Origin of the sequence: Pseudomonas sp. PDM31 (assembly GCF_019218965.1) — a bacterium.
GTDB lineage: Bacteria > Pseudomonadota > Gammaproteobacteria > Pseudomonadales > Pseudomonadaceae > Aquipseudomonas.
This window is the reverse complement of record NZ_JAHUWS010000008.1, coordinates 69,772-93,226: the sequence shown is the minus strand read 5'-3', so window position 1 is coordinate 93,226 and position 23,455 is coordinate 69,772. Positions and strand designations below refer to the sequence as shown.

Annotated in this window: 22 protein-coding genes and 3 pseudogenes; 8 read left to right on the top strand and 17 right to left on the bottom strand. The window is 60.2% G+C overall.

Annotation, left to right across the window (positions count from 1 at the left end; all coding sequences use genetic code 11):
- Window positions 1-27: 27 nt before the first annotated feature.
- The 4 genes from KW839_RS16865 to KW839_RS16850 all read left to right on the top strand — a co-directional run bounded on the left by KW839_RS16865 (window position 28) and on the right by KW839_RS16850 (window position 5,634).
- Window positions 28-1,536, top strand: a complete 1,509-nt coding sequence (locus tag KW839_RS16865; RefSeq protein WP_218424980.1) for an aldehyde dehydrogenase — start codon at window positions 28-30, stop codon at window positions 1,534-1,536.
- Between the two features lie 176 nt (window positions 1,537-1,712).
- The gene (locus KW839_RS16860) at window positions 1,713-3,287 is read left to right on the top strand and encodes a cytosine permease (protein WP_218424979.1); all 1,575 of its coding nucleotides are present in this window, start codon (window positions 1,713-1,715) and stop codon (window positions 3,285-3,287) included.
- Between the two features lie 2 nt (window positions 3,288-3,289).
- Window positions 3,290-4,978, top strand: a complete 1,689-nt coding sequence (gene betA / locus KW839_RS16855) for a choline dehydrogenase (protein ID WP_218424978.1) — start codon at window positions 3,290-3,292, stop codon at window positions 4,976-4,978.
- A 197-nt stretch (window positions 4,979-5,175) separates the two neighbouring features.
- Window positions 5,176-5,634: an N-acetyltransferase gene (locus KW839_RS16850; RefSeq protein WP_218424977.1), complete on the top strand. Its 459-nt coding sequence runs from the start codon at window positions 5,176-5,178 to the stop codon at window positions 5,632-5,634.
- A 1-nt stretch (window position 5,635) separates the two neighbouring features.
- On the opposite strand, the gene KW839_RS16845 is transcribed toward KW839_RS16850, so the two are convergent.
- Window positions 5,636-5,953, bottom strand: a complete 318-nt coding sequence (locus KW839_RS16845) for an NIPSNAP family protein (RefSeq protein WP_060543864.1) — start codon at window positions 5,951-5,953, stop codon at window positions 5,636-5,638.
- 223 nt (window positions 5,954-6,176) lie between these two features.
- Here KW839_RS16845 and KW839_RS16840 point away from each other — a divergent pair, with 223 nt between their 5' ends.
- The 4 genes and pseudogenes from KW839_RS16840 to KW839_RS16825 all read left to right on the top strand — a co-directional run bounded on the left by KW839_RS16840 (window position 6,177) and on the right by KW839_RS16825 (window position 8,671).
- Window positions 6,177-6,821, top strand: coding sequence for an ATPase (locus KW839_RS16840; RefSeq protein WP_218424976.1), 645 nt, complete (start codon window positions 6,177-6,179; stop codon window positions 6,819-6,821).
- Between the two features lie 238 nt (window positions 6,822-7,059).
- Window positions 7,060-7,440, top strand: coding sequence for a c-type cytochrome (locus KW839_RS16835; RefSeq protein WP_218424975.1), 381 nt, complete (start codon window positions 7,060-7,062; stop codon window positions 7,438-7,440).
- Window positions 7,441-7,505: 65 nt separating this feature from the next.
- A pseudogene (locus KW839_RS16830) lies at window positions 7,506-7,733 on the top strand (manganese catalase family protein); the annotation flags it as partial.
- An 80-nt stretch (window positions 7,734-7,813) separates the two neighbouring features.
- Window positions 7,814-8,671 carry a ZIP family metal transporter gene (locus KW839_RS16825; RefSeq protein WP_256352711.1) on the top strand — a complete coding sequence of 286 codons (858 nt, stop codon included), beginning with the start codon at window positions 7,814-7,816 and terminating at the stop codon, window positions 8,669-8,671.
- Window positions 8,672-8,789: 118 nt separating this feature from the next.
- Here KW839_RS16825 and KW839_RS16820 read toward each other — a convergent pair whose 3' ends face one another.
- The 16 genes and pseudogenes from KW839_RS16820 to gltS form a co-directional block, all read right to left on the bottom strand.
- A complete protein-coding gene (locus KW839_RS16820) occupies window positions 8,790-9,605 on the bottom strand; it encodes a DUF1206 domain-containing protein (RefSeq protein ID WP_060543860.1) in 816 nt (271 codons plus the stop codon).
- Window positions 9,606-9,731: 126 nt separating this feature from the next.
- Window positions 9,732-10,160 (bottom strand): nuclear transport factor 2 family protein, encoded by a 429-nt coding sequence (locus tag KW839_RS16815; protein WP_218424973.1) that lies wholly within the window; start codon window positions 10,158-10,160, stop codon window positions 9,732-9,734.
- Window positions 10,161-10,184: 24 nt separating this feature from the next.
- Entirely contained in the window at window positions 10,185-10,907 is a 723-nt protein-coding gene (locus KW839_RS16810) for an SGNH/GDSL hydrolase family protein (RefSeq protein ID WP_218424972.1), read from the bottom strand.
- A gap of 43 nt (window positions 10,908-10,950) precedes the next feature.
- A pseudogene (locus KW839_RS16805) lies at window positions 10,951-11,073 on the bottom strand (helix-turn-helix transcriptional regulator); the annotation flags it as partial.
- 168 nt (window positions 11,074-11,241) lie between these two features.
- Window positions 11,242-11,565: a hypothetical protein gene (locus KW839_RS16800; RefSeq protein ID WP_060543857.1), complete on the bottom strand. Its 324-nt coding sequence runs from the start codon at window positions 11,563-11,565 to the stop codon at window positions 11,242-11,244.
- Window positions 11,566-11,684: 119 nt separating this feature from the next.
- Window positions 11,685-11,882 (bottom strand): annotated as a pseudogene (locus KW839_RS27920) (phage infection protein); the annotation flags it as partial.
- A gap of 278 nt (window positions 11,883-12,160) precedes the next feature.
- The gene (locus tag KW839_RS16790) at window positions 12,161-13,717 is read right to left on the bottom strand and encodes an amino acid permease (RefSeq protein WP_218424971.1); all 1,557 of its coding nucleotides are present in this window, start codon (window positions 13,715-13,717) and stop codon (window positions 12,161-12,163) included.
- A gap of 163 nt (window positions 13,718-13,880) precedes the next feature.
- The gene (locus tag KW839_RS16785) at window positions 13,881-15,041 is read right to left on the bottom strand and encodes an iron-containing alcohol dehydrogenase (RefSeq protein ID WP_060543854.1); all 1,161 of its coding nucleotides are present in this window, start codon (window positions 15,039-15,041) and stop codon (window positions 13,881-13,883) included.
- A 3-nt stretch (window positions 15,042-15,044) separates the two neighbouring features.
- Entirely contained in the window at window positions 15,045-16,436 is a 1,392-nt protein-coding gene (locus tag KW839_RS16780) for an aldehyde dehydrogenase family protein (RefSeq protein WP_060543853.1), read from the bottom strand.
- Between the two features lie 9 nt (window positions 16,437-16,445).
- The gene (locus KW839_RS16775) at window positions 16,446-17,819 is read right to left on the bottom strand and encodes a glutamine synthetase family protein (protein ID WP_060543852.1); all 1,374 of its coding nucleotides are present in this window, start codon (window positions 17,817-17,819) and stop codon (window positions 16,446-16,448) included.
- A 586-nt stretch (window positions 17,820-18,405) separates the two neighbouring features.
- A complete protein-coding gene (locus tag KW839_RS16770) occupies window positions 18,406-19,098 on the bottom strand; it encodes an RES family NAD+ phosphorylase (protein WP_218424970.1) in 693 nt (230 codons plus the stop codon).
- On the bottom strand, window positions 19,092-19,496 hold the full coding sequence (locus KW839_RS16765; protein ID WP_060543884.1) for a hypothetical protein: 405 nt from the start codon (window positions 19,494-19,496) through the stop codon (window positions 19,092-19,094). Before KW839_RS16765 ends, KW839_RS16770 begins: the two co-directional genes overlap by 7 nt.
- Before the next feature lie 177 nt (window positions 19,497-19,673).
- Complete coding sequence (gene pcaG / locus KW839_RS16760; protein WP_060543850.1) at window positions 19,674-20,276, bottom strand: protocatechuate 3,4-dioxygenase subunit alpha; 603 nt, start codon at window positions 20,274-20,276, stop codon at window positions 19,674-19,676.
- Between the two features lie 12 nt (window positions 20,277-20,288).
- Window positions 20,289-21,008 carry a protocatechuate 3,4-dioxygenase subunit beta gene (gene pcaH / locus KW839_RS16755; protein WP_060543849.1) on the bottom strand — a complete coding sequence of 240 codons (720 nt, stop codon included), beginning with the start codon at window positions 21,006-21,008 and terminating at the stop codon, window positions 20,289-20,291.
- A 126-nt stretch (window positions 21,009-21,134) separates the two neighbouring features.
- A complete protein-coding gene (gene pcaQ / locus KW839_RS16750) occupies window positions 21,135-22,064 on the bottom strand; it encodes a pca operon transcription factor PcaQ (protein WP_218424969.1) in 930 nt (309 codons plus the stop codon).
- A 51-nt stretch (window positions 22,065-22,115) separates the two neighbouring features.
- A complete protein-coding gene (gene gltS / locus KW839_RS16745; RefSeq protein WP_060543847.1) occupies window positions 22,116-23,330 on the bottom strand; it encodes a sodium/glutamate symporter in 1,215 nt (404 codons plus the stop codon).
- Window positions 23,331-23,455: the final 125 nt, after the last annotated feature.

Below are 23,455 nucleotides of genomic sequence, written 5' to 3'. Positions count from 1 at the left end.
CTGACTGCCGGGCAGAGAGAATAAAAAATGGACACGATCGTCAAAAGTTACCTGCAAAAATTCGGCGTCAGCGAAGCCACCCAGACCTTCCTCAGCAAGGTCCAGAAAATGTTCATCGGTGGTGCCTGGGTCGAGGCCAGCGACGGCCAGACTTCCGATGTCATCGAGCCATCCACCGAAGGCCTGATCACGCGCATTCCCATGGGCACCACCGATGACCTGGACCGCGCCGTGCAAGCCGCCCGCGCCCAGTTCGACGGCGGCGCCTGGCGTCAGGCGAAACCGGCGGAACGCGAGCGCATGATGCAGCGCCTGGCCGACCTGATCGAACAGAACGCCGCAGAACTGGCCGAAATCGAATCGATCGACATGGGCAAATCCGTGGCCTTTGCCAAGGATGTCGATATCCAGGGCACCGTTGATACCTTGCGCTACTTCGCCGGTTGGGCCACCAAGCTTCACGGGCGCACCGTCGAGCCCTCGCTGCCGGGCAATTACCTGGCCTATACCCGCAAGGAAGCGGTCGGGGTGGTCGGCGCCATCGTGCCGTGGAATTTCCCGCTGCAGACCATGGCGTGGAAGCTCGGTGCCGCCCTGGCCACCGGTTGCACCGTGGTGGTCAAACCCGCCGAACTGACCTCGCTGTCGGCCCTGCGCTTTGCCGAACTGGTGCAGGAAGCGGGCATCCCTGACGGCGTGATCAACATCGTCACCGGGCGCGGCAGTGTGGTTGGCGCGGCCATGGCTACGCACCCGGGCATCGACAAACTGACCTTCACCGGATCGACTCCCGTAGGCCGCACCGTCGGCCAGGCGGCAGTGGACGAAATGAAGCGACTGACCCTCGAGCTCGGCGGCAAATCACCGGTCATTGTCTTCGCCGATGCGGATATTCCAGCTGCCGCCCAAGCGGTCGCAAACGGTGTGTTTTTCAACTCGGGACAGGTATGCGACGCCGGTACACGGGCTTATATTCATAGCAGCGTCTACGAGCAATTCCTGGGCGAGCTGATCGCCTACACCCGCACCCTGAAGATCGCTCCGGGCCTGGACCCTGAGTGCTTCATCGGCCCGCTGGTTTCGGCCCTGCAAAAGCAGCGCGTGACCGAGTACATCGAAACCGGCAAGCAGGAAGGCGCGCAACTGGTCTACGGCGGCCAACCGGTCGATGGCCCGGGCTTCTTCGTCGAGCCGACCATCTTCGCCAACTGCCGCAACGACATGCGCATCGTCCAGGAAGAGATCTTCGGCCCGGTGCTGGTCACTGCACCGTTCGACGACGAAGAGCAAGCGCTGGCCCTGGCCAACGACTCGCAATATGGCCTGGCTGCAGCGCTGTATTCCAACGACCTGGACAAGGTGCACAGCCTGATCCCCCGCCTGAAGGCAGGCTCGGTCTACGTCAACGCCCACGGCACCCTCGATCCATCGATGCCGTTCGGTGGCTACAAACAGTCCGGGTTCGGCAAGGACCTGGGCGCCGAGCAGCTCGACTACCTGCTCGAAACCAAGGCGGTGTGGATCACGCTGCCTTGAGTCACGGTTGACTCTGCTTTTGTGGGAGCGGGCTTGCTCGCGAAGGCGGCCGGTCAGTCGACATGGATGGTGCCTGACACACCGCTTTCGCGAGCAAGCCCGCTCCCACAGGGGCGTCGTTCACCCGAAACAACGCGGTTTTTATCGTCATGATCTTCCAACAATAAGAGTCCATCATGAACACAAACGCCAAGTCCGCCACGAGCGTGTCCGCCCTCGATGACAAGTCCGTCGTCGAGGGGCATTCGATTGATTTCATTCCCGAGAACGAGCGCACCGACAAACTGTCGAGCCAGGGCCCGTTCTGGTTCCTCGGCAATTTCACTTTCTTCACCATGACCATCGGCTTCGTCGGCCCGAGCGTCGGCCTGACTGCGCTGTGGACCACGCTCGCCGGCACCCTGGGCATCATGTTCGGCACGCTGTTCATGGCTTTCCATGGTTCGCAGGGCCCGCACCTGGGCTTGCCACAGATGATCCAGTCCCGTGCGCAGTTCGGTTATCGCGGGGTGATTCTGGTACTGCTGGCGACGCTGTTCGTGTTCGCCGGGTTCAATATCGTCAACCTCGTATTGATGATGCAGGGGCTGCATACGCTGTTCGGTTTCGACCCTGCGGTGATCGCCGTGGCGGTGACCCTGCCGGCGGCGGTCCTGGCGATCCTGGGCCATGACTGGATGCACCGCAGCTTCAAGTGGGCGCTGTACCTGTCGCTGCCGTTGTATGGCCTGGTGACCCTGGCGGTGTTGATGGGTTGGGTTCCGGATGCGGTGTTGCCGGCGCTGGCAGAAGGTGAAGTGGCCCGGGAACCGCTGGGCTTCAACTGGACCGGTTTCATCGCGCAATTCGCCGCGGCCGCCAGTTACAACATCGCCTACGCCCCTTATGTATCGGACTACTCGCGCTACCTGCCGAAGAACACCTCAAGCGGCAAGCTGATCGCCGTGGTGTTTCTCGGGGCTTCGTTGTCCGGTGCGTGGATGATTTCCGTGGGCGGCTGGCTCGCCGATCACCTGCATTCGACCGACGTGCTGGTGGCCCTCGGGCAAGTGGGCAACACCGTGTCGCCGCTGATGGGTACGGCGGTGGTGGTCGTGACCATCCTGGCATTCCTGCCGGTGATCGCGATGAATATCTACAGCGCCAAGCTGACCACCCTGACCTGCGTCGACTCGATCAAGCACATCGAGCCAACGCGCAGGGCGCGCATCCTCGCCATTGCCTTTGTGATCCTGCTGCAACTGGGTGTGGCCCTGAGCATCCAGAGTTCCGGTAAAGGCCTGTCGGTACTGGGCATCTACCTGGTGGTGATGCTGTACTTCCTGGTGCCCTGGACCTCGGTCAATCTCACCGACTACTTCTTCGTGCGCAAGGGTCGCTACGCCATCCCGCACTTCTTCATGCCCAACGGCAACATCTACGGCAACTGGGGACTGCGCGGCATCGCTGCCTATGCCATCGGCTTCATTTCGATGATTCCGTTCTTCTACATCTTCGACGGCGTTGAACAGCGCGAAGTCTATGTCGGCCCGCTCGCCAAGGCGCTGGGCAGCATCGACATCGCCTGGCTGGTCGGTTTGATCGTATCGGGGCTGGCGTACTACTGGCTGAGCCGCTCGATCGATCTCAAACGCGAAGAAACAGTGATCCAGCAGATCGAGAAAACTTCCCCGCAATTCACCACCGGCGACACGCTGACCCACAAACAGCAACCACTGCCGGTATTCACACAATCGTCGGTCGGGAGATAGTCATGACCACGCAAAAATACGACTACATCATCATTGGCGCAGGCTCGGCTGGTTGTGTGTTGGCCAACCGCCTGAGCGAAGACCCGGCCACCTCGGTGCTGGTCCTGGAATTCGGCGGCAGTGACAAGAGCGTAGTGATCCAGATGCCCAGCGCCTTCTCGATCCCGATGAACACCAAAAAATACAACTGGCGCTACGAGACCGAGCCGGAGACTTACCTCAACGGCCGGCGCATTCACTGCCCACGGGGCAAGGTGCTCGGTGGTTCGTCATCGATCAATGGGCTGGTGTACATCCGTGGCCACGCGTTGGATTTCGACGAGTGGGAATCCCTCGGGGCCGAAGGCTGGGGCTATCGCAACTGCCTGCCGTACTTCAAGCGTGCCGAGAGCTACGAGTCCGGTGGTGACAGCTATCGCGGGCAGACCGGGCCGCTGCACACCACCAACGGCAACCACATGAAAAACCCGCTGTACGGTGCCTGGGTCGATGCCGGTGCCGAGGCGGGCTACATTAAGACCGAGGACTGCAACGGCTACATGCAGGAGGGTTTTGGCGCCATGCACATGACCGTGAAAAACGGTGTGCGCTGCTCCACGGCCAACGCCTATCTGCGCCCGGCCATGGACCGTCCCAACCTGACCGTGATCACCCACGCGATGACCCGCCAGATCATTCTTGAAGGCAAGCGCGCGGTGGGGGTCATCTACGACCACGGCGGCCAGACGCAGCAGGTCTATTGCAGCCGCGAAGTGCTGGTGTCGTCGGGCCCCATCGGTTCGCCGCACCTGCTGCAACGTTCCGGCATCGGCCCGGCCGAAGTCCTGCGCAAGGCCGGGATCGGCGTACGCCATGACCTGCCGGGAGTAGGGGAGAACCTGCAGGATCACGCCGAGGTGTACATCCAGTTCGGCTGCAAGGAACCGGTGACCCTCAACAGTAAAATGGACCCGCTGAGCAAGCTGATGATCGGTTTGCGCTGGCTGCTGTTCAAGGACGGCCTGGGCGCCACCAACCACTTCGAGGCCGGAGGTTTCATTCGCTCCGAGAAGGGTTTGCGCTGGCCGGACATCCAGTTCCACTTTCTGCCGGCGGCGATGCGTTACGACGGCAACAAGCCGATCAAGGGCCATGGCTTCATGGTGCTCACAGGTCCCAACAAACCCAAGAGCCGCGGCTATGTGCGGGTGCGTTCGGCCGACCCGTACGAGCATCCGGAAATTCGTTTCAACTATCTGGAGCGCGAAGAGGACCGCGAAGGTTTCCGCCGCTGCATCCGCCTGACCCGCGAAATCATCGGCCAGAAAGCCATGGACCGCTTCCGCGACGGCGAAATCGCCCCGGGTGCTCAGGTCACCAGCGATGAAGACCTTGATGCCTTCGTACGTGACAACCTGGAAAGCACCTACCATCCGTGCGGTTCGTGCCGCATGGGTGAGGACGACATGGCGGTGGTCGATTCCGAGTTGCGCGTGCGCGGCATCGCCGGCCTGCGGGTGATCGACTCCTCGGTGTTCCCGACCGAGCCCAATGGCAACCTCAACGCACCGACCATCATGCTCGCCGAGCGGGCCTCGGATCTGGTTCGCGGGCGGAACATGTTGCCGGCGGCGGACGTGCCGGTGGGGCTGGTGGAGAACTGGGAAAGCAGCCAGCGCACTTCATTGCCAGGGCGCAACGTACGGGTCTGACTGCGTCGTCGACCCAAGTGGGAGCGAGCCTGCTCGCGATGAGGCCATCAGATTCAATAGTGATGTTGACTGACGGACCGCTATCGCGAGCAGGCTCGCTCCCACAGGGGGGCGGTGGTGTTTTCAGAAAGTTTTACGTCGCCGACCCTTCGCCATTGCTAGTCTGAAGATCCCTGAGACCGCAACGGAGCACCCTCATGGCTATTCAGGCCCTGCGCGCCGACGCATCCGACATCGACAAAATCGCCAGCCTCTTCGACGCCTACCGGGGCTTCTACGGCCAGCCGTCAAACCTGGCGCAGTCCCGCGCATTCATCGCCGAGCGTATCGCCCGGGATGAATCGGTGATTTTCTACGCGCAAGAGCAGGGCGGCGAAACCCTGGGCTTCGTGCAGATGTTCCCGACCTTTTCCTCCATCGATGCCCACCGCACCTGGCTGCTGGGCGACCTGTTCACCACCCCCGCCGCCCGCGGCAAAGGGGTAGGGACCCTGTTGATGAATACCGCCCGCGACTTTGCGCGGCTGGCCGGTGCCAAAGGCATGACCCTGGAAACCGCCACCGACAACTTCACTGCCCAGCGTTTGTATGAAGCCCGGGGCTGGGTACGCGACACCGGTTACTACACTTATTGCCTGGATTTGAACAAAGGCTGATTCAGCGACCTTGTTCCCCGAACACCGGTCGCAGGAACGAGCGCTCGTAGCTGAGGATGAATTTTTTCTCCTCGGCATACTTGAACGCCGCGATGCACTGCGGATCGCTCATCGACTGTTGCCGGTAATCCTCGTACGCCGCCAGGCTGGGGAAGGTGAATAACGCCAGGGCGATATTGTTGGCGCCCTCGGACGGCAGGAAGTAACCGTGATGCTGGCCGCCGAATTTCTCCACCAGTGGAATCCACAACTTGCCGTAATGCTCGAACGCTTCGAGTTGGTAGGGATCGATGACGTATTTCAGGTAGCAGGTGACCATGGTCTTTCCTTGATCGAGGTTTGAGGGAAGGCCAACACTGTAGTGGACAGTCGCCAAAGTCCATAGCCATGCACTCGACTTTGAGCGGTGAATTTGCGCCAATCACGCCACGCGCAGCACTATTGCTTCAGTCAATAGTCATCATCAAAAATCGCAAGTTCTGTTTTTTCGGCAAAGGCGGACAATCACCTTCATCGAATACGCTGCCAAAGGAATTTGCGCGATGAAGATGCTGACCCGACTGTTTGTGATCGCCCTGCTGCTGGGTAATGTTGCCACCCCTGCATCGGCGCGTGCCGAAGACGCGCCGGCCTGCCATTTGCCGCCGATCGCCGGCAGTGGCGGCGAATTGAGATATGGGCAGACAGTCGGGGTGCTCTACAGCGAAAACACCGTGCAAAACCTGCAATACCTGGAGCAGTACCACTCGGTGGCGTTGAACGGTGCAAAGAACGCTCTGGATGTGCGGATTCGCCAGGCATTCGTCAACAGCTCCGATCCGCAACTGGCGATCGACTGGCTGATGAGCTCGTTGCAGCACAGGTTCCTGTCCGTGACCGTCTATGACAACCTCGATGCACTGCTGCAAGCCCGCCCGGACGTAGTGGTCATGCTCGATACCCACAACCAGTTGCTGACCCGGCGCAATGACCGGGTCGAGGCACGATTCGCCGCGCGGTTCTACGACGCCAACCTGCAATACATCGGCAAGGCCGAAGGCGCGTTGGAAAAACAACTGCCGTCGGTATGGGGGAGCCACAAGGCCGCTGCGCAAATCGCCGCACAAATCGAACAGCAGCGCGATCTGCAGCTGAGCGCATTGAAGCAGTTCGATGCATCGTTGAAGGCGCTGGTAACAGCGGGCTAGCAAGAGCCGGCAACATGTCCCAAACCGGCGAAATGGTCCTGCTGGCACACATAACCTGTGGGAGCGGGCTTGCTCGCGAAGGGGGCATCAGCTTCAACATGGAAGTTGCCTGACCTGCCGCCTTCGCGGGCAAGCCCGCTCCCACCGTGACCCTGTCTAACCGACAGGCACCAGTTCATTTGGGTTTCCGCCGTGTGCCATGTTCCAATAGTCCGCACCACCGGACTGGATATGGACCATGAAGAAAATCGCCGCACTGACCTTCGCCGCAGCCATCCTGCTCAGCACCCCCGCCAGCGCCGCAGGCGATGCCCAGGCCGGGCAAAAGGTGTACAAGCGTATGTGCAGCGGTTGCCATCAGATCGGCGAATCGGCCCGGGCTTTTTTTGGCCCACAACTCAATGGCGTGATCGGTCGCCCCTCAGCTGTCACCACAGACTACGTGTATTCCGACGCAATGAAATCCGCCAACCTGGTCTGGGACCGCGACACCCTGATCGCCTATATCGAGGCGCCGAAGAAGGTGGTACCCGGCACGCGCATGATTTTCTGGGGGCTCAGTGACCCGGAGAAAATCGACGATCTGCTGGCCTACCTGGAAACCTTCAAGACCCAGTGAGCCTTTTGGCATCTGTGGTGAATAGCCAGCACGCTAGCAAGCGCTTGTGCAGATAGCGGTCGAGGGTGAAGAACGCCCTGGGGTTTTTGATGACCCGCAAAATTGCCCATCAACTATCATTCGAAAAAGCGCTTCACTCGATCCAGTCTGATTTTTCACAAGTGTCCATAGCAGACTTTCACCAGCTGATCGGCACTACTGCGATTTCGTTTGAGCGAGAGGCGCAACGGATTTCAAAGCAGACTCTCCCGGTCGCACCGCGCGCTTCTCGAAAACGCTCCAGCGGGAAATAGGAGGTGTAATGTCTGAACCATCCGCTCCTGTGAAAACATCTCGGTACTCCGGGATCAATGCAGGAAAAAGTAGCAAATGGATGGCCCTCTTGTTTTGGTCAACCCTCGTCGGGGTCACCGCCCTGCTGCTTATCAGCGGATACAGTGCGTTCACCGGGGGGAACCGGGTCAACTTGCAATATGCATTTCTAGGCGGTCTCTGCGGTTTTGGCGCCACGGCGTTTGGCGCCATCGCAGCGGTTGTGTTGCGCGACATCACCGCGCGTACCCAAGACATTATGCTGGGTTTCGCCGCCGGCATGATGCTCGCCGCCAGTTCCTTCTCGCTCATCCTCCCTGGCATCGAGGCAGCCCAGTCCATTTGCCATAACAAGTTACTGGCTGCGTGTGTCGTGGTATCAGGCTTGGGATTGGGCGTGGCGCTTATGGTCGGTCTGGATCGTTTCGTACCCCATGAACATTTGCAGATTGGACGCAAAGGGCCTCAGGCGCAGCGCTTCAGTCGGGTGTGGCTTTTCGTCCTGGCTATCACGCTGCATAACTTGCCAGAAGGCATGGCCATCGGTGTCAGCTTCGCCAACGGCGACATGAAGGTGGGATTGCCGCTGACAACGGCGATTGCCATACAGGACATTCCGGAGGGGCTTGCTGTCGCATTGGCACTGCGAGTGACCGGCATTGGCGCGTTGCGCGCTGCGTTGATTGCCGTTGCATCAGGCCTGATGGAGCCATTAGGTGCTGTAGTCGGCCTCGGCATTTCCAGCAGTTTCGCCTTGGGCTATCCCGTCGCTCTGGGTCTTGCTGCAGGGGCGATGATCTTTGTGGTCTCCCATGAGGTCATACCAGAGACACATCGCAATGGCCACGAAACGCCCGCGACGTTAGGCCTGATGCTGGGGTTCGGGGTCATGATGTTTCTTGATACAGCATTGGGCTGAACGCGATCCGGGTATCAACGCCATTCGAAGCCGGCGACTCACCGCCGTGCTGCTGGCTGAGCAATTCGATGCCAATCGGCTGGCCGATGCAGCAAAAGGCATGAGCCTTACTGGGCGATCAAGATCCGGAGACTCCCGGCACATCCATGTTTATCTTGCGCCAGGCAGCCTCGGAAAAGCTGTAAGCCGAAAAGGCGATCAAGCCCAGAGCCATCACCATCAAAATCAAAGCGCCGGCTGGCAGGTTCTGGAGAGCATCAAGGGCTTCCTTCATGCCAGGGGGATCCGTGGCTTTATAGCGCGAGCCGCTGATTGCCAGCAGCAGCGCTATCTCGATAAACACTACGCCGCGGGCTATGAGTCCGAACCGAGCCACCGGGCGTATATAGCGCATTACGTCTTCGTCCGCCTCAAAGTACTTCTCGAACGACGCCTTCCATCCTTTGATGATGTGAGCAATGCCTACACCTAATGGCACGAGTGCCACGAGGTAGACCAACACGTTTGAGTGATCCCAGGACAAAAGATGCGCCAGTAAATCCTTTGTCTCCCCACCTGCGGAGTGACCTGAACTTCTGACGCCGCTAACGAGCAGGCCCAATGCAAAGAACGCCAGCGCGCCGTTAACCAAACCTCCCGCCAACAAACCTGCACGAATCACCAGCCCCTTGAGTTTCGTACCGTGATGATCAACGTCGCGAATCGCTTGCAGCACTCGCCACCCGGCGAAGGCTACCAAACCAGCCACCACTAGCCCGACCAGGACATATCCGAATGGCTGGCTTAACAGCGCCTCAAGGCTTTTGTGACTGTCCTTCGGTTTTGTCGAGTCTTGAGCTGCCAGCAGAGCGAAGATACCTATGATCAGATACAGAACACCTCGAGCGACATATCCGCCCCGAGCGAGTAGGACAAGCGTGTGTTGAGTGGACATTGGATTATTTCCGAGGAGCTATATAGCAGCAGACCCCATCGCTTGGAGAAGGGTTCGATAAAGCTCGACACTCTTGAGCAACTGACCAACCTCGCTCCCACAGGGATGGTGGCGAAGAGGTATTCGTCAGGCCTTGCTGGCCTTGAGGTACGCGCCCAAACGCTGCCCCATCTGCTCACCCAGCGCCTGCAAGCCACTGAGCGGGCGCACCATCACTTCAAATTCGACAATCTTGCCCTGCTCATTGAAGCGGATCATGTCGATGCCTTTGAGCTCCTTCTCCCCGACCTTCGCACTGAATTCGAGGATGACGTTCAAGCCATCCGCCGTCGCCAGCTCACGGTAATAGGTGAAATCCTCGAACACGTTCATCACCGTGTTGAGGATCATCGACACCACGGGCGCCCCGGGGTAGGGCGTGTGGGCCATCGGCGAACGAAACACCGCTTGCGGGTCCAGCAGTTCGGGCAAGGCACCCAAGTCTTTTCGACTGATCATCGCGTGCCAGTGCTTCAGGGACGCCGCGGCGTTGGGGTGCAGGTTCAGTTCGGACATCTTCAACTCCTGTTTATTATTGTTTTACTGACGGGATATTCTAAAGCGTCTATCAATGACCTCGGCGGCATCGTCGGCCCATTGACCGTAGATCTGCGGCCCGGGATGAAAGCCATCGCTGGCCATCAGCCCTGCCTCGGGCGCCAGGCGGATTGTCAGCATCGTACATTGATCCACGCGCTGCGCCAGATCCGCGAGATGCGCGTTGAAACGCCGGGCCCTGTAGCCCAGGTACCAGCGCAGCGGCTGCGGCAACGCGGGGAACAGGTGCATGGGCGGCAACGGCGACAGGACAATCTGCTTCACCGCGAACTTGTCGCACAACAGCGTCATCAAGCGCTGTTGCCGGGCGAGCCACTGATCAAGCGTCAGGGTACTGGTGACGTCGTTGACCCCGATCGACAACAGCACCACATCGAAGGGCTCTGGCGCGTGCTGTTCCAGCAGCGCCAGCAATGCTTGTGAATCCAGGCCCGAGCGCGCCAGCAATTTCCACGACACCTGATAATCAGCCGCCAGCCGACTGACCAGCCGACCGCTGAGCGCTTCGTCCTGAGTCGACGCACCCACGCCCGCAGCGGCACTGTCGCCGACAATCAGCAACCGCAGGGCATCGCCGCTGCCGGCCACGCCCTGGCGTTCGCCTTCGGCTTCCGGCAGCTTGGGCGTGATACGCCGGGTGTATAGGCCCTGCATCAGTAACAGGGGGCCGAGCAGGATTTTTGCCAAGGTTTCAATGTGGCTCATAAGACATTCCTGGACCAGCATCCGGAAAGCAACCTGACATGAATCACCCTGCGAACTCATCGTCGAAAATATGCTCGATGGGCAGCGCAAACGCCCGGGCGATCTGAAATGCAAGAGGCAGACTTGGATCAAAACGACCGTTTTCGATGGCGTTGATGGCTTGCTGGCGATGTGCTCGCCTGCGTTGCGCAAGCCAATGAACCGAGCAGGGTGCACGTCGGCAGGTACCGCAGGCGTGGAGAACGGGGCATGGGCAGAACCTCCTTGGACGCGGACTCACAACGGCATCTTGTGTATCACAACTGCGGCCAGGGAACGACAGGTTGCGATGTATTCAATCGATCCCGGGCGCGGGATTGCCTGATGCAGGCACCAGCCGCTTTTCTATCTGCGCCAGTTCCCAGGTGCTGAGCAGGCTGACCGGGTCGGTGCCGAAGCGTTGCCCGTTGTCGAACGCATACTCGCGGCCATCCGGGCTTTGGCCATGCAGGCAGTGGCGCAGATGCCCGGCGTCGACCTCAAGGGTCAGGCGCCAGCCATCGATGTCGACCAGGACGTGGCCGGGCCCGCACTGTTCGTCGAGCCGCTCGAAAGCGCGAATACCCTGGGCGACGTCACGCATTTGCTGGTAAACCTCGCGGGCGGTGAGGGCGGGCACGGCTGTCTCCAGTGTGGAATCAAGGGTGCTCAGGATAAACGAAGAGGATGCCAAAAAGCCCGGCTGATGAGGCCGGGCTTTTCGTGGAGTGCAGCGGCGAAGCCACGCAATCACACAGTGCGGTTCTGGATCAGGCGATCAGAGCCCCCTTCAGCGATGCGGTTTTCGATCAGGCGATCGGAACCACCTTCGGCCACACGACTTTCAATCAGGCGATCCGAGCCGCCTTCAGCGACCACGGGTTGAGCAGAGGTAGCGGCGAAAGCGTTAACTGCAAAAACCGAGAAAGCGATGCTGAGAAGGACTTGGCGTTTCATGATGGTGTGCTCCGGGGCGCTCATGGGTTGGTATGGAGCAGATGTTACGCCGCGGATTTTTTTAGAGAACTTCATTGAATCAATGGTGACTATCGATGCCGCTAATGGTTTACGCAAAGGCCCGGATGATCGGGCCTGATGTTGATTTACTGTAGGAGCGAGCCTGCTCGCGATGGACTCAAGAGCGCCGCGTTTAGTCAGTAAGCACGCGTTATCGTTAACGTCCATCGCGAGCAGGCTCGCTCCTACAGGTGGATCACAATTGCCCGCAGCGGACTTCAGTTCGGCTTATTCAGCGCCGCTTCCGCCGCAGCAATCTCAGCCTGGCGCTTGACGATCATGTCGCCTATCGGCGGCCCCTGGAAGCGCCGGGCTTCGAAGCCGAACCAGACGATCGCCGTCAGCACCAGGAACCCGATAGTGATGTACAGCGCCCAATCATTCGGTGGCTGGATGCCGATGACGAAGATGATCACCATCGACAGGATCGATAGCAGCGCGAACACCGTGTACCAGAAGCGCCCCATGTTCCATGGCCCCATGGTCGGCCACTTCGCCGTCCCGTAGGCAAACAGGCCCAGCACGATGGGAATTACGAAAGAGAAGAACAGGAAGATCACCGTGCAGGACACCACGATCGTATAAACCGGCGTTTCCCCGACCGAGATCACCGAGGAACCCCAGTCGAACAACACAGCCAGAGTGGCACCGGTCCAGATCGCCGCTACCGGGCTGCGAAAGGTCGGCGAAACCGAGGACAGGGCTTTGGAACAAGGCAGGCCACCGTCCCGGGAGAACGCGAAGATCATCCGTGAAACCGAGGTGACCGTGGCCAGGCCACAGAGCACCTGCGAGATGAAAATCGCCAAGAACAGCACCAGCTTCAACGTCGGGTTGACCTGGGTGTTCATGGCCCAGAAAAATACGTTCCAGCCTTGCTTGGCCGCCTCATCCATGTTCGGCAGCATCAGCACGAAGGCGCTGAGCATCACCCAGCCGAACAACAGCGACCAGACCACCGACATGACCATGCCCCGTGGCACCGACATGGCCGCGTTGCGGGTCTCTTCGGAGGTGTGTGCCGAGGCGTCATAACCGGTGATGGTGTAGATCGGCAGCAGCAGGCCGAGCATGAAAATCCAGCCGTTCGAAGCCTGCGGCCAGACACTGCCGCCGGCCTCGCCAGAGTAGTTGCCGAAGGTCCATAACCGCGCGAACTCGTAGCTGGGCGCGGAGATCAGGCAGACGATGGTCAGCGCCAGCGCCGTAGCGAAAATCAGGTAGCCGGAGAAGTCGGTGAGTTTGGCGGTCAGGCCGATGCCCAGGTGATTGCACAAGGCCTGGAGGCCAGTGAGGATCGCCAGGAAAATCACCCGGACCGTGGTGGTGTCTTCCATGCCCAGGGCCGGTCCGAAGGCGCCGAAGAAAAAGTAATAGGTGCCGACGTTGATCGCGCCGAGTACCGTGACCAGCCCCAACAGGTTGAACCACGCGGTCAGCCAGCCGGTGAAGCGGTTACCGAGAATCGAGCCCCAGTGATACAGGCCGCCAGCGGTGGGGTAGGCCGAGGAAATCTGCGCCATGGCCATGGCGAACACCCCGGAGATCAGGCAACCGATCGGCCAGCCGATGCCGATCGATGCTCCCCCCGCGCCCGAGGTGCCCTGGGCCAGTGAGTTGATGCCGCCGGAGAGGATGCAGATGATCGAAAAGGAAATGGCGAAGTTGGAGAAAACGCCCATTCGTCGCGACAGTTGCTGGGCATAGCCCATGCTGTGCAGCACCTTGACGTCATCGTCGTGGGCGTCGGTGCCGGGCTGGCTTGCTGGGTTCATGGTATGGGTGCCCCTTTTCAGGTTTTGGACAGGCCGAACTGAGCCGCCGTAGGCTCGACCTTGGTTTTCTGTAGGAGCGAGCCTGCTCGCGATGGACTGAGGACGACGCGGGGTGTCAGGCTCCCCGCGTCATCGTTGACGTCCATCGCGAGCAGGCTCGCTCCTACAGACGGCCGTGAAGTGCCGCGTCGAAAATCTTCGCCACACCGTCCCGGGTCAATGGCAGCGGGTTGCCGCCGGCAGAGGGGTCGACAATCGCCATGTCTGCGATCAGGTCCGCCTGCAGGTCATCCACACCCAACTCGACCAGTGTGTGGGGAACGCCGATGTCCTTGCGCAGCTTGAGGACGAAGGCGAGGAAACTGTCGAAACCCGGGGAGGGCAGGCGCAGATACGCCGCCAGCCGGGTGATGCGTTCCTCGATGACCGAGCGATTGAATTGCAGGACATAGGGCATGAAGGTGGCGTTGGTCATGCCATGGTGGGTGTCATACAAAGCGCCCACCGGATGCGAAAGCGCATGCATCCCCCCCAGGCCTTTCTGGAACGCGGTGGCACCCATTGCCGCCGCCGCGAGCATTTGCGCGCGTGCCTCAAGGTCTGACGGCGTGTGTACTGCCTTCACCAGAGAGTTGGCCACCAGGCGCATGCCCTCTAGCGCAATACCATCGGCCAAGGGATGGAAACCGGGGGCGCAATACGCCTCCAGGCAGTGGGAGAGGGCGTCCATGCCGGTGCCGGCGGTGATTTTCGCTGGCATGCCGACAGTGAGCGCCGGGTCGCTGATCACCACCCGCGGCATCATTTTCGGGTGGAAGATGATGCGCTTGGTGTGGGTGCGGTCGTCGATGATCACCGCCGCGCGGCCAACTTCGGAACCGGTGCCGGCGGTGGTCGGTACGGCAATCACCGGGGCGATGCGATCGGCATCGGCGCGGGTCCAGTAGTCGCCGATGTCTTCGAAATCCCACACCGGTCGGGTCTGACCGCTCATGAAGGCGATGAGCTTGCCCATGTCCAGACCACTGCCGCCGCCAAACGCGATCACCCCGTCATGCTTGCCGGCGCGCCAGGCATCGAGCCCGCCAGCGAGGTTGGCTTCGACCGGATTGGGCTTGAGGTCGCAGAACAATTCGACAGCCAGGCCTGCGGCGCGCAGGGCGTCCAGCGCCGCCGTGGTGATCGGTGCGCGGCCCAGGCCACTGTCGGTGACCAGCAACGGGCGCTCGATGCCCTGGCTGCGACAGACCTCGGCCAGCTCGGCAATGCGCCCGACACCGAATCGAATGCTGGTGGGGTAGTTCCAGTTTCCAGTCAGGCTCATGGTCTACACCTCGTGACGCAGATGAAAGGATTTGGCCCGGGTCAGGTGCTCGTAGCCAAGGCGCGACAGGGTGACGCCGCGCCCGCTGTTCTTCACCCCGGTCCAGGCCAGTGCCGGGTCCAGGTAATCGCAGCGGTTCATGAACAGAGTGCCGGTGGCAATCTCGTCGCCCAGGCGTTCAGCGGCGGCGAGGTCTTGGGTCCAGAGGGCGGCGCTGAGTCCAAACGCGCTGTCGTTCATCAGGGCGATGGCTTCGTCGTCACCGGCCACCGGCATGATGCCGACCACCGGACCAAAGCTTTCCTCGCGCATCACTGACATCTGGTGGCTGACGTTTACCAGCACTTGTGGTGCAAGGTAGGCGCTGCCCGGCACATCAGCGGCAAAGGCCTTGGCATCGATCAGCGCCTTGGCCCCCAGGTTCAATGCTTCGGCGATCTGCGCGCGCACGAAATCCGCTGCGCCCGGTGAAACCAGCGGGCCGAGGGTAGTGGCCTGGTCCAGCGGGTTGCCCAGCACATACTGCCGGGTCAACTCGACGAACCCCTCGACAAAGGCCGGGTAGATCTTCTGGTCGACATAGATGCGTTCGATGGCGCAGCAACTCTGCCCGGAATTGAAGAAGCTGCCGTCTACCAGGTTTTCCACCGCATGTTCGAGGTTGGCGTCGGCCCGCACATAGGCCGGGTCCTTGCCGCCGAGTTCCAGGCCAACACCGATGAAACGGCCCGTGGCGGCGCTTTCCATGGCCCTGCCGGCTTCGACCGAACCGGTGAAATTGACCTGATGCACGCGGCCCGAAGCGATGATCGCGGCGGTCTGCTGATGGTCAAGCAACAGGTTATGGAACAAACCATCCGGCAGATGGGCGCGGCGCATGGCCTCGGCGAAACGCTCGCCAACCAGCAGGGTTTGCGTGGCGTGCTTGAGGATCACACTGTTGCCGGCCATCAGCGCCGGGATGAGGGTGTTCACCGCAGTCAGGTAAGGGTAATTCCAGGGTGCGACGACCAGCACCGTGCCCAGCGGCTCGCGTTTGATGCAACGGCGAAAACCCGCAATGGGCTCGGGCTCTATCGCTGCAAGCGCCTCGGGCGCGATTGCGATCATATGCCGGGCGCGCTCGGCAAAACCTCGCAGCTCGCCGGCGCCGAAGCGTACGGGGCGACCCATCTGCCAGGCCAGCTCCGGCACGATATCGGCCTGCATCGACAGCATCGCCTCGACCACTGCGCTGCAAAACGCCGCGCGCTCGTTGAGTGGGTACTGTTTCCATAACGCCTGTGCACTGGCAGCGGCCGTCAGCGCCTGTTCGATCTGCGCCGCGTCAGCACGGTCGCGTTCGACATACACCCGGCCATCGACCGGTGAGATCAATTGAATCTTTGCAGTCATGGTATGTGCTCAATAGCGCTCGAAGCCGCGTTGCAGTTCCCAGTCGGTGATCCGCCGGTCGTACTCCTTCTGCTCCCACTCGGCGGTGTGAACGTAGTGATCGATCACCTCATCACCAAAGGCTTCGCGCAACATGCTCGAGCCCTTGAGTGCGGCGCTGGCATCACGCAGGGTCTTGGACACCTCCGGCAGATGCTCGTCGAGGTAGGCGTCACCTTCGAACGGCGCCGCCAGTTCGAGCTTCTCGTCGACACCGGCCAGGCCCGCCGCAATCAATGCGGCAAAGGCCAGGTAGGGGTTGAGGTCGGCGCCGCCGATGCGGCATTCGATGCGGATCGACTTGCTGCTTTCTGCGCACAGACGAAAGCCGGCGGTGCGGTTGTCGCGACTCCACACGGCCCGCGTCGGCGCAAAGGTGCCGGCCTGGAAGCGCTTGTAGGAGTTGATGTAGGGCGCGAGAAAACAGGTGATGTCGTTGGCGTACTTGAGCTGCCCGGCGACCCAGGAGCGCATCAGTTTCGACATCCCGAACTCGGCCTTGGCATCGTAGAACAGCGGCTTCTTCGCGTTCTTGTCCCACAGCGAGTTATGGATATGACTGCTGGAACCGGCGGCGTCGTAGCGCCACTTGGCCATGAAGGTGATCGCCTTGCCCTGCAACTGCGCGATCTCCTTGCAGGCGTGCTTGATGATGACGTGGTGGTCGGCCATGGTCATGGCATCGGCATAACGAATATTGATCTCTTCCTGGCCCGGGCCCCATTCGCCCTTGGAGTTTTCCACGGGAATGCCCGAGGCCTGCAAATGCTTGCGGATCGCTCGCAGCACGGGCTCTTCGCGGGTGGTCTGGAGGATGTTGTAATCTTCGATGTAATGGCCGGCGGTTTTCGGTTTGTGATAGTTGCGCTTGTGGATCGCCTCGTAGGTCTCGTCAAACAGATAGAACTCCAGCTCCGAGGCGAACATGCCGGTGTAACCGCGCTGGCGCAGGCGTTCGACCTGCTTTTTCAGAATTGCCCGGGGGCTGTGGGGCAGGTCCTGGCGATGGTGGTGGTCGAGCACGTCGCACAGCACCAGCGCCGTGCACTCCAGCCAGGGCACGCGCCGCAGGGTGGACATGTCGGGCTTGAGCACAAAGTCGCCATAGCCCTTGCTCCAGCTGGCCGCCGCGTAACCGGGCACGGGCTCCATGTCGATGTCATCGGCCAGCAGGTAATTGCAGCAGTGGGTTTCTTCGTGGCCGCTGTCGATGAAAAACTCGACCTGGAAACGCTTGCCCACCAGTCGACCCTGCATGTCGACCATGCAGACCAGGACGGTATCGATTTCGCCGGCGGCAGCGGCGCGCTTGAGTGCATCAAAGCTGAGGAGGGGCTCGGTCATCACGTCAATCCTGCGTGAAAGGTATGGGCCAGTCTGAGATAGCTGTTGCAGACGCTCTCCAGAAAAAACCAAAACCTGCAGAATCGAGCATCGTGAGCAACGAGTTGCTCAAAGCTTAGCCTACAGTGGCAAAGTGCAAGTTTTGCCAGTTCGAAGCGGCGTTGAACGCACGAACGCAGCGCATGAAAAATCCCGGTGGGGGAGGCCGGGCTTTGCGTGGGTGGATTTTTTCACTTGGCGGGGAGTTATGTGGTGTGGCGAATATCCACTCCCCTCATCGGAACGCCGCCCGCCCATCCCTCTCCCCACGGGGGAGAGGGAGCCGATCTCCAGTGTTTTCGGATGCTGGGTTCGACTTGAGTTTGGAAGCGTTGTTTTCAAACCCGAGTTCAACCTGAACCAGGCTGGGCTGTTTTCAAACCCGAGTTCAACGCGATCTTTCAGGTCGATGTAGCCCGACTAAACACCTCGGTCAGTCCCTTCTCCCAGTGGGAGAGGGCTAGGGTGAGGGCTGGTTCCAAAGTGAAAACCCATACCCGGACCACCGCGAAAACCCCATCCCCTCAGGCAAGCCCTGGCAACCCGATCAAGCCTCCCTGATCTGACTGACACTGGTAATCTGCCCATTCCACACCATCTCGTAATGCGCCGACTGCACAATCGATGCAACCGGCCGCGGGGTCATCAACGCCCAACAAAAACTACCCTGCATGCGCACCGAGTGATACCGCAAGCCCGGGCAGCCGGCATCCCTGACCGCCCGGCCCAACAACCGGGAATGACTGTAATCATCCAGCGCATACACCGCATCGCTGATCGGCAGGGCCGTGGCATCCTTCATTCCGGTATCTACAAATGCACAAGACAACCCCCGGAACACAAACCGCTCATAGTTCAGCCCCGGCACATTTGACCAATACACACTCTGATGATGGCGCACCTCAGCCAGCGCCGCCTCCATCGAATCGGCCAGGTACAGAACCCCGAAACTGCCATCGCTGAACCGCGAACCCGCAGGATTCACATGAGTAAAGGGCGCCGTCGCGTAAGAACAGCCAACAATTCCGAACGGGATCTCGCCCCGGGCAATCCACTCAAGCTGACCCACCTCATTCCTCAGCCGTGGATTGGTCAGCGCCTGAATCTCGAACAAAACGTCAAACTCATCGGCGTCCGCCACGTCTTCAAACAGCGCAATGGGTGGAAATTTCGAATTGACCAGCCGATAAGCCTGCAACGATTGCCCGGCAAAGGTTGGCAGTTCGCCCACCGTTACCATTGCGCGCCCCGCAGCACATCAATGCGGCGGAAGGTTTCATACAACGAGACCATGTCGCCCTGGGCCATGATCTCCAGCGGTGAACGCCCGTTGAAAAACTCGTTGTGGTTGGCCATCGACACAAAGCCATAAACGTTTTCCGGGTTATCGAACACCAGGCGCAACGTGGCATGCATGTTCAGCACAAAACTGATGCGCTGCATCTGATCAGAATCCAGTGCTACCGCCCATTCGACGTCACGCTGGCGCGCGCGGGTGTAGGTGCTGCGTGAAATACGCAGGATGCGACAGGCCTGATCGCTGGACGCGGCCCATTTTTCCAGAATGCCGACCGCTGCCCGCAGGCCCGCCACGCACTGGTTCTTGGTGAATGCCTGTTCTTTGAGAGGGACTGCCATGTTCAATACCTTCCTCTGAATCCATAGACTCAAAGATAGGTAATTAGAATCTATAGATCAAGGCGAGGTCGACCAGTGGGCGCACAGGAGGCTTGTGAGGGGGGAATCTTCTTACGATCGTCCAGGACAGACACCGCAGGTGTTGAGCGCTTGCGTCTCAACACCTGCGTGGGGGCGTCAGAAATCGAAGAACACGGTTTCCGCTTCACCTTGCAGATGAATGTCGAAGCGGTAAGCCAATTTGCCATCCACAGTGCAACGCCTGGCAATCAGGGATTCGCGACGGTGGGGCTGTTCGATCAGGTTCAATACCGGGTCCAGCGCATTTGCCTGGGATTCGTCATCGAAATACAGGCGGGTTTGCAAGTGGATGTTGATGCCACGGGCAAACAGCGCCACGTTGATATGCGCGGCCATAGGGACGCCCGCAGCGTTTTTCACAACGCCAGGCTTCACCGTCTTGACCGTCCATTCACCGGCTTCGGTGGTGGCGGTACGGCCAAAACCGTTGAACGGTTTATCCAGGTCGTAAGCGCTGTCGTAGACACCCTCATGATCGGCCTGCCAGAGCTCCAGAAAGGCGTCCCGGATCAGCTGACCATTACCGTCATAGACGTGGCCCATCAATAAAATGTGCTCGCCCGGTGCGCCAGGCTTGGCCATCTCGTTCCAGATTTCCTGCTCGCGCGGCTCGTTGCCGGCGGCTTCCAGCGCCAGGCCGATATGCACATAAGGGCCGGCGGTTTGCGATGCAGTTTCCGGCAGAAGTTGAACGGGCATACGCAGGCCTCCTCAGCAGTTTTCGAAGTGGGTCTTGCGCTGGCCGCGCAGGACGATATCAAAGCGATAAGCCAGGCAATCCATGGGATTGGCCATGCTCATATCCAGCCGGGCGATCAGGCTCTGCACCGCCTCCGGATTGGCGATCGACTTGACGATCGGGCACATGGGAACGAGCGGATCACCTTCGAAATACAGCTGGGTAATCAAACGCGTGGCAATGGACGGGCCACTGATGGAGACATGGATATGCGCCGGGCGCCAATCGTTGGGACCGTTGCGCCATGGGTAGGGGCCGGGTTTTACGGTGCGGAAGCTGTAGTTGCCATCGCGGTCGGTCAATGCACGGCCGACGCCGCCGAAGTTGGGGTCAAGGGGCGCCAGGTAACTGTCTTTTTTGTGCCGGTAACGGCCACCGGCATTGGCCTGCCACATCTCCACCAGAGTGTGAGGAATCGGCTTGCCGTACTGATCACACACGCGACCGGCGACGATGATGCGTTCGCCGATGGGCAGGCCGCCGTGGTTGAAGTTCAACAGCAGATCGTTATCGTGCTGGCCCATCTTCAGATGGGAAAAGTCCGGGCCGCTGGTCTCGGATACCGATTGCGGGATGCTCACCAGTGCCTGGCGAGGGGATCGCAGGATCGAAGTCTTGTAGTCCGGAGTCAGGGCTTTGGGATGCCAATTACGGTCACGAATGACGAAGCGGCTGTCGTGCGCATCAGACATGTCGTTTTTCCTGTTGTTATGGTTGGACAGAGGCAGGCACTGCGCTGGCAGTGACATGTAGGCCACTTTCCTCTAAAAAAAGCCGACCCAACATTGAAAAAAACGACCTTATCCATATCCAGATGGTTATGGATACTTCCCTTCCCGGTACTCCTGGCCGACCTCGCGCAGGGCCTCCACGCACCATTGCGCCGCCTGGTTCAGCGGCAATGCAGGGTTGGTGCAAAGCCCCACCGAACCCCCAGGTTCACGCATACCCAGGTCCAGTTCCACCAGTTCACCCTGGCGCAAGTCCTGTCTGACCGCGTCCAGCGGGGCGACCCAGATGGCCTGGCTGCGTTGCACGTAGCGCCGGCTCAAGGCAACCGACAGGGTCTCCAGGCGCTGACGGGAGGGCGTTATCCCGTGCTGCACAAACAGGCTGTCGGCGAATTTGCGGATCGTCGTGCCGGCCGACGGCAATACCAGCGGATAGTCTTCGAGGTGTTTATGCCCCGGTGACTCAGCGAGCGCCGGATGGCCGTTGCGTACGACCAGCGTCATGGATTCACTGTAGAGATGTTCGAACGACAATCCCTGAATCAACGGGCTGTCGGTCATTCTGCCCACCACCAGGTCCAGCTCACCGACCCGCAGGCGCGACAGCAGATAGGCACTTGGCCCGGTCACCACACTGATCACCAGGGCGGGGTGGCGCTCATGCAAGCGGCAGACAACCTCCGGAATCAGCAGGCTTTCGACAGTGGACAGCACACCCAGCTGCACGGTAATGGGCTCATGCACCCCGGAGCGCAAACTGTTGACCCCTTCGCGCAGCGATTGCACGCTCGGCCCGGCATAGCGCAAAAAGGCCACGCCGGCCTCGGTCAGCGTCGAGCCCTTTTTACCCCGTTCAAACAGCGTGGCTTCGAGCAGGGACTCCAGCTCCTTGAGGGTCTTGGACAGAGCCGGCTGGCTGATGGCCAACGTGTCGCAGGCGCGGGCCAGGCTGCCCTGGCGCGCCACTTCGAGAAAACACACCAGGTGCCGGAATTTTATGCGGGTATCGATGTTCAATCCGCTGCTCTACTTTCGGGGTATGGCATCCATTATCGCTGGATGCGCAGCTTAGATGCCACTGAACATCCCGATGATCACGGCGTTGACCAGGTCAATGAAGAAGCCGCACACCAGCGGCACGATGAGGAAAGCCTGGTGCGCCGCTCCGTACTTCTGGGTGACGGTGGTCATGTTGACGATGGCCGTCGCGGTGGAGCCCAGGGCAATACCGCCGAAGCCTGAGGCGATCACGCTGGCTTCGTAGTCACGGCCCATGCAGCGGAACACCACAAAGTACGTATAGAGCACGGTCATCAGGATCTGCAGGGACAAAGCGCACGTAATGAACAGCAGCGCACCGCTGAGCTGCCACAACTGCAGGCCCATCAGGGCCATGGTCAGGAACATGCCCAGGCTGACATCGGAAATCAGCGACAGGCCCTGGCTGGCGCCGCTCCAGGATTTCAGACGCTTGTCGCCAATCAGGGCATGGACGATGTGGTGAATGACGATACCGGCGAACAGGCAGCTGACGAACTTGGGCAGGGTGATACCGCTGTCGGCCAGCAGCAGGTTGAGGCCGTAGCCGAGCATCAAGGCCAGGTTGAGCCACATCCATGCCCAGAGCACATCGTAGTAATCCAGAGGCTTGCTTTGCTGATGCTCCAGAACGCCGACTTCCAGCTCGGGATCCTTGGAAGGGGTGATGTGGTGGCGACGGATCAAGCGGTTGGCGATAGGACCGCCGATTACACACGCGGCAATCAGGCCGACGGTGTTGCTGGCGATCCCCAGTTCGTGGGCGTTCTCAATGCCCAGCTTTTCGACGAACAGCGGCGCCCAGGCCAAAGCAGTACCCACCCCACCGGTAAGGGAGATGGAGCCCACCATCAGGCCGGCCTTGGGGTCCAGCCCGAACAACTCGGCCATGCCCATGCCCAGGGTGTTCTGCAGCAAGATGAACACGGTCGCGAGCACCAGCAGGATCAATAGCGGGCGCCCGCCCTTGATCAGTTGGCGCATGTCCGAGCGCAAGCCGATGCCGGCAAAGAAGTAGAGCAGCAGGGTGTCGCGAACTGCCAGGTCGAACTCGACCTGAATACCGAGGCCGAAATACAGAATACTCGTGACCGCCGCACAGACAAACCCGCCGACCACCGCTTCGGGAATGCAGTAGCGGCGCAGCAGGGTGCTGTGCTGGACAAGCGTCTTGCCCAGAAAGAGCAGAAGAATGGCGAGGGTGAAACTCACCAGTCCGTGAACAGTAAAGATCTGGGCGGTCATCTATGGCCTATCTGAAATCCAAAAAAAGAAATTATCCAGACTCGATCGCACGTCTTTCAGACTTGGGTCAATGAAAGTGCAGATCGTCGACCAGGCCGAACCTTGCCGAGGTAATATGATGGCGC

Excerpts from the sequence above, each read along its gene's own strand:
- KW839_RS16865 (WP_218424980.1), top strand. The coding sequence starts at position 28 with ATGGACACGATCGTCAAAAGTTACCTGCAAAAATTCGGCGTCAGCGAA.
- KW839_RS16860 (WP_218424979.1), top strand. The coding sequence starts at position 1,713 with ATGAACACAAACGCCAAGTCCGCCACGAGCGTGTCCGCCCTCGATGAC.
- betA (WP_218424978.1), top strand. The coding sequence starts at position 3,290 with ATGACCACGCAAAAATACGACTACATCATCATTGGCGCAGGCTCGGCT.
- KW839_RS16850 (WP_218424977.1), top strand. The coding sequence starts at position 5,176 with ATGGCTATTCAGGCCCTGCGCGCCGACGCATCCGACATCGACAAAATC.
- KW839_RS16845 (WP_060543864.1), bottom strand. The coding sequence starts at position 5,953 with ATGGTCACCTGCTACCTGAAATACGTCATCGATCCCTACCAACTCGAA.
- KW839_RS16840 (WP_218424976.1), top strand. The coding sequence starts at position 6,177 with ATGAAGATGCTGACCCGACTGTTTGTGATCGCCCTGCTGCTGGGTAAT.
- KW839_RS16835 (WP_218424975.1), top strand. The coding sequence starts at position 7,060 with ATGAAGAAAATCGCCGCACTGACCTTCGCCGCAGCCATCCTGCTCAGC.
- KW839_RS16825 (WP_256352711.1), top strand. The coding sequence starts at position 7,814 with ATGGCCCTCTTGTTTTGGTCAACCCTCGTCGGGGTCACCGCCCTGCTG.
- KW839_RS16820 (WP_060543860.1), bottom strand. The coding sequence starts at position 9,605 with ATGTCCACTCAACACACGCTTGTCCTACTCGCTCGGGGCGGATATGTC.
- KW839_RS16815 (WP_218424973.1), bottom strand. The coding sequence starts at position 10,160 with ATGTCCGAACTGAACCTGCACCCCAACGCCGCGGCGTCCCTGAAGCAC.
- KW839_RS16810 (WP_218424972.1), bottom strand. The coding sequence starts at position 10,907 with ATGAGCCACATTGAAACCTTGGCAAAAATCCTGCTCGGCCCCCTGTTA.
- KW839_RS16790 (WP_218424971.1), bottom strand. The coding sequence starts at position 13,717 with ATGAACCCAGCAAGCCAGCCCGGCACCGACGCCCACGACGATGACGTC.
- KW839_RS16785 (WP_060543854.1), bottom strand. The coding sequence starts at position 15,041 with ATGAGCCTGACTGGAAACTGGAACTACCCCACCAGCATTCGATTCGGT.
- KW839_RS16780 (WP_060543853.1), bottom strand. The coding sequence starts at position 16,436 with ATGACTGCAAAGATTCAATTGATCTCACCGGTCGATGGCCGGGTGTAT.
- KW839_RS16775 (WP_060543852.1), bottom strand. The coding sequence starts at position 17,819 with ATGACCGAGCCCCTCCTCAGCTTTGATGCACTCAAGCGCGCCGCTGCC.
- KW839_RS16770 (WP_218424970.1), bottom strand. The coding sequence starts at position 19,098 with ATGGTAACGGTGGGCGAACTGCCAACCTTTGCCGGGCAATCGTTGCAG.
- KW839_RS16765 (WP_060543884.1), bottom strand. The coding sequence starts at position 19,496 with ATGGCAGTCCCTCTCAAAGAACAGGCATTCACCAAGAACCAGTGCGTG.
- pcaG (WP_060543850.1), bottom strand. The coding sequence starts at position 20,276 with ATGCCCGTTCAACTTCTGCCGGAAACTGCATCGCAAACCGCCGGCCCT.
- pcaH (WP_060543849.1), bottom strand. The coding sequence starts at position 21,008 with ATGTCTGATGCGCACGACAGCCGCTTCGTCATTCGTGACCGTAATTGG.
- gltS (WP_060543847.1), bottom strand. The coding sequence starts at position 23,330 with ATGACCGCCCAGATCTTTACTGTTCACGGACTGGTGAGTTTCACCCTC.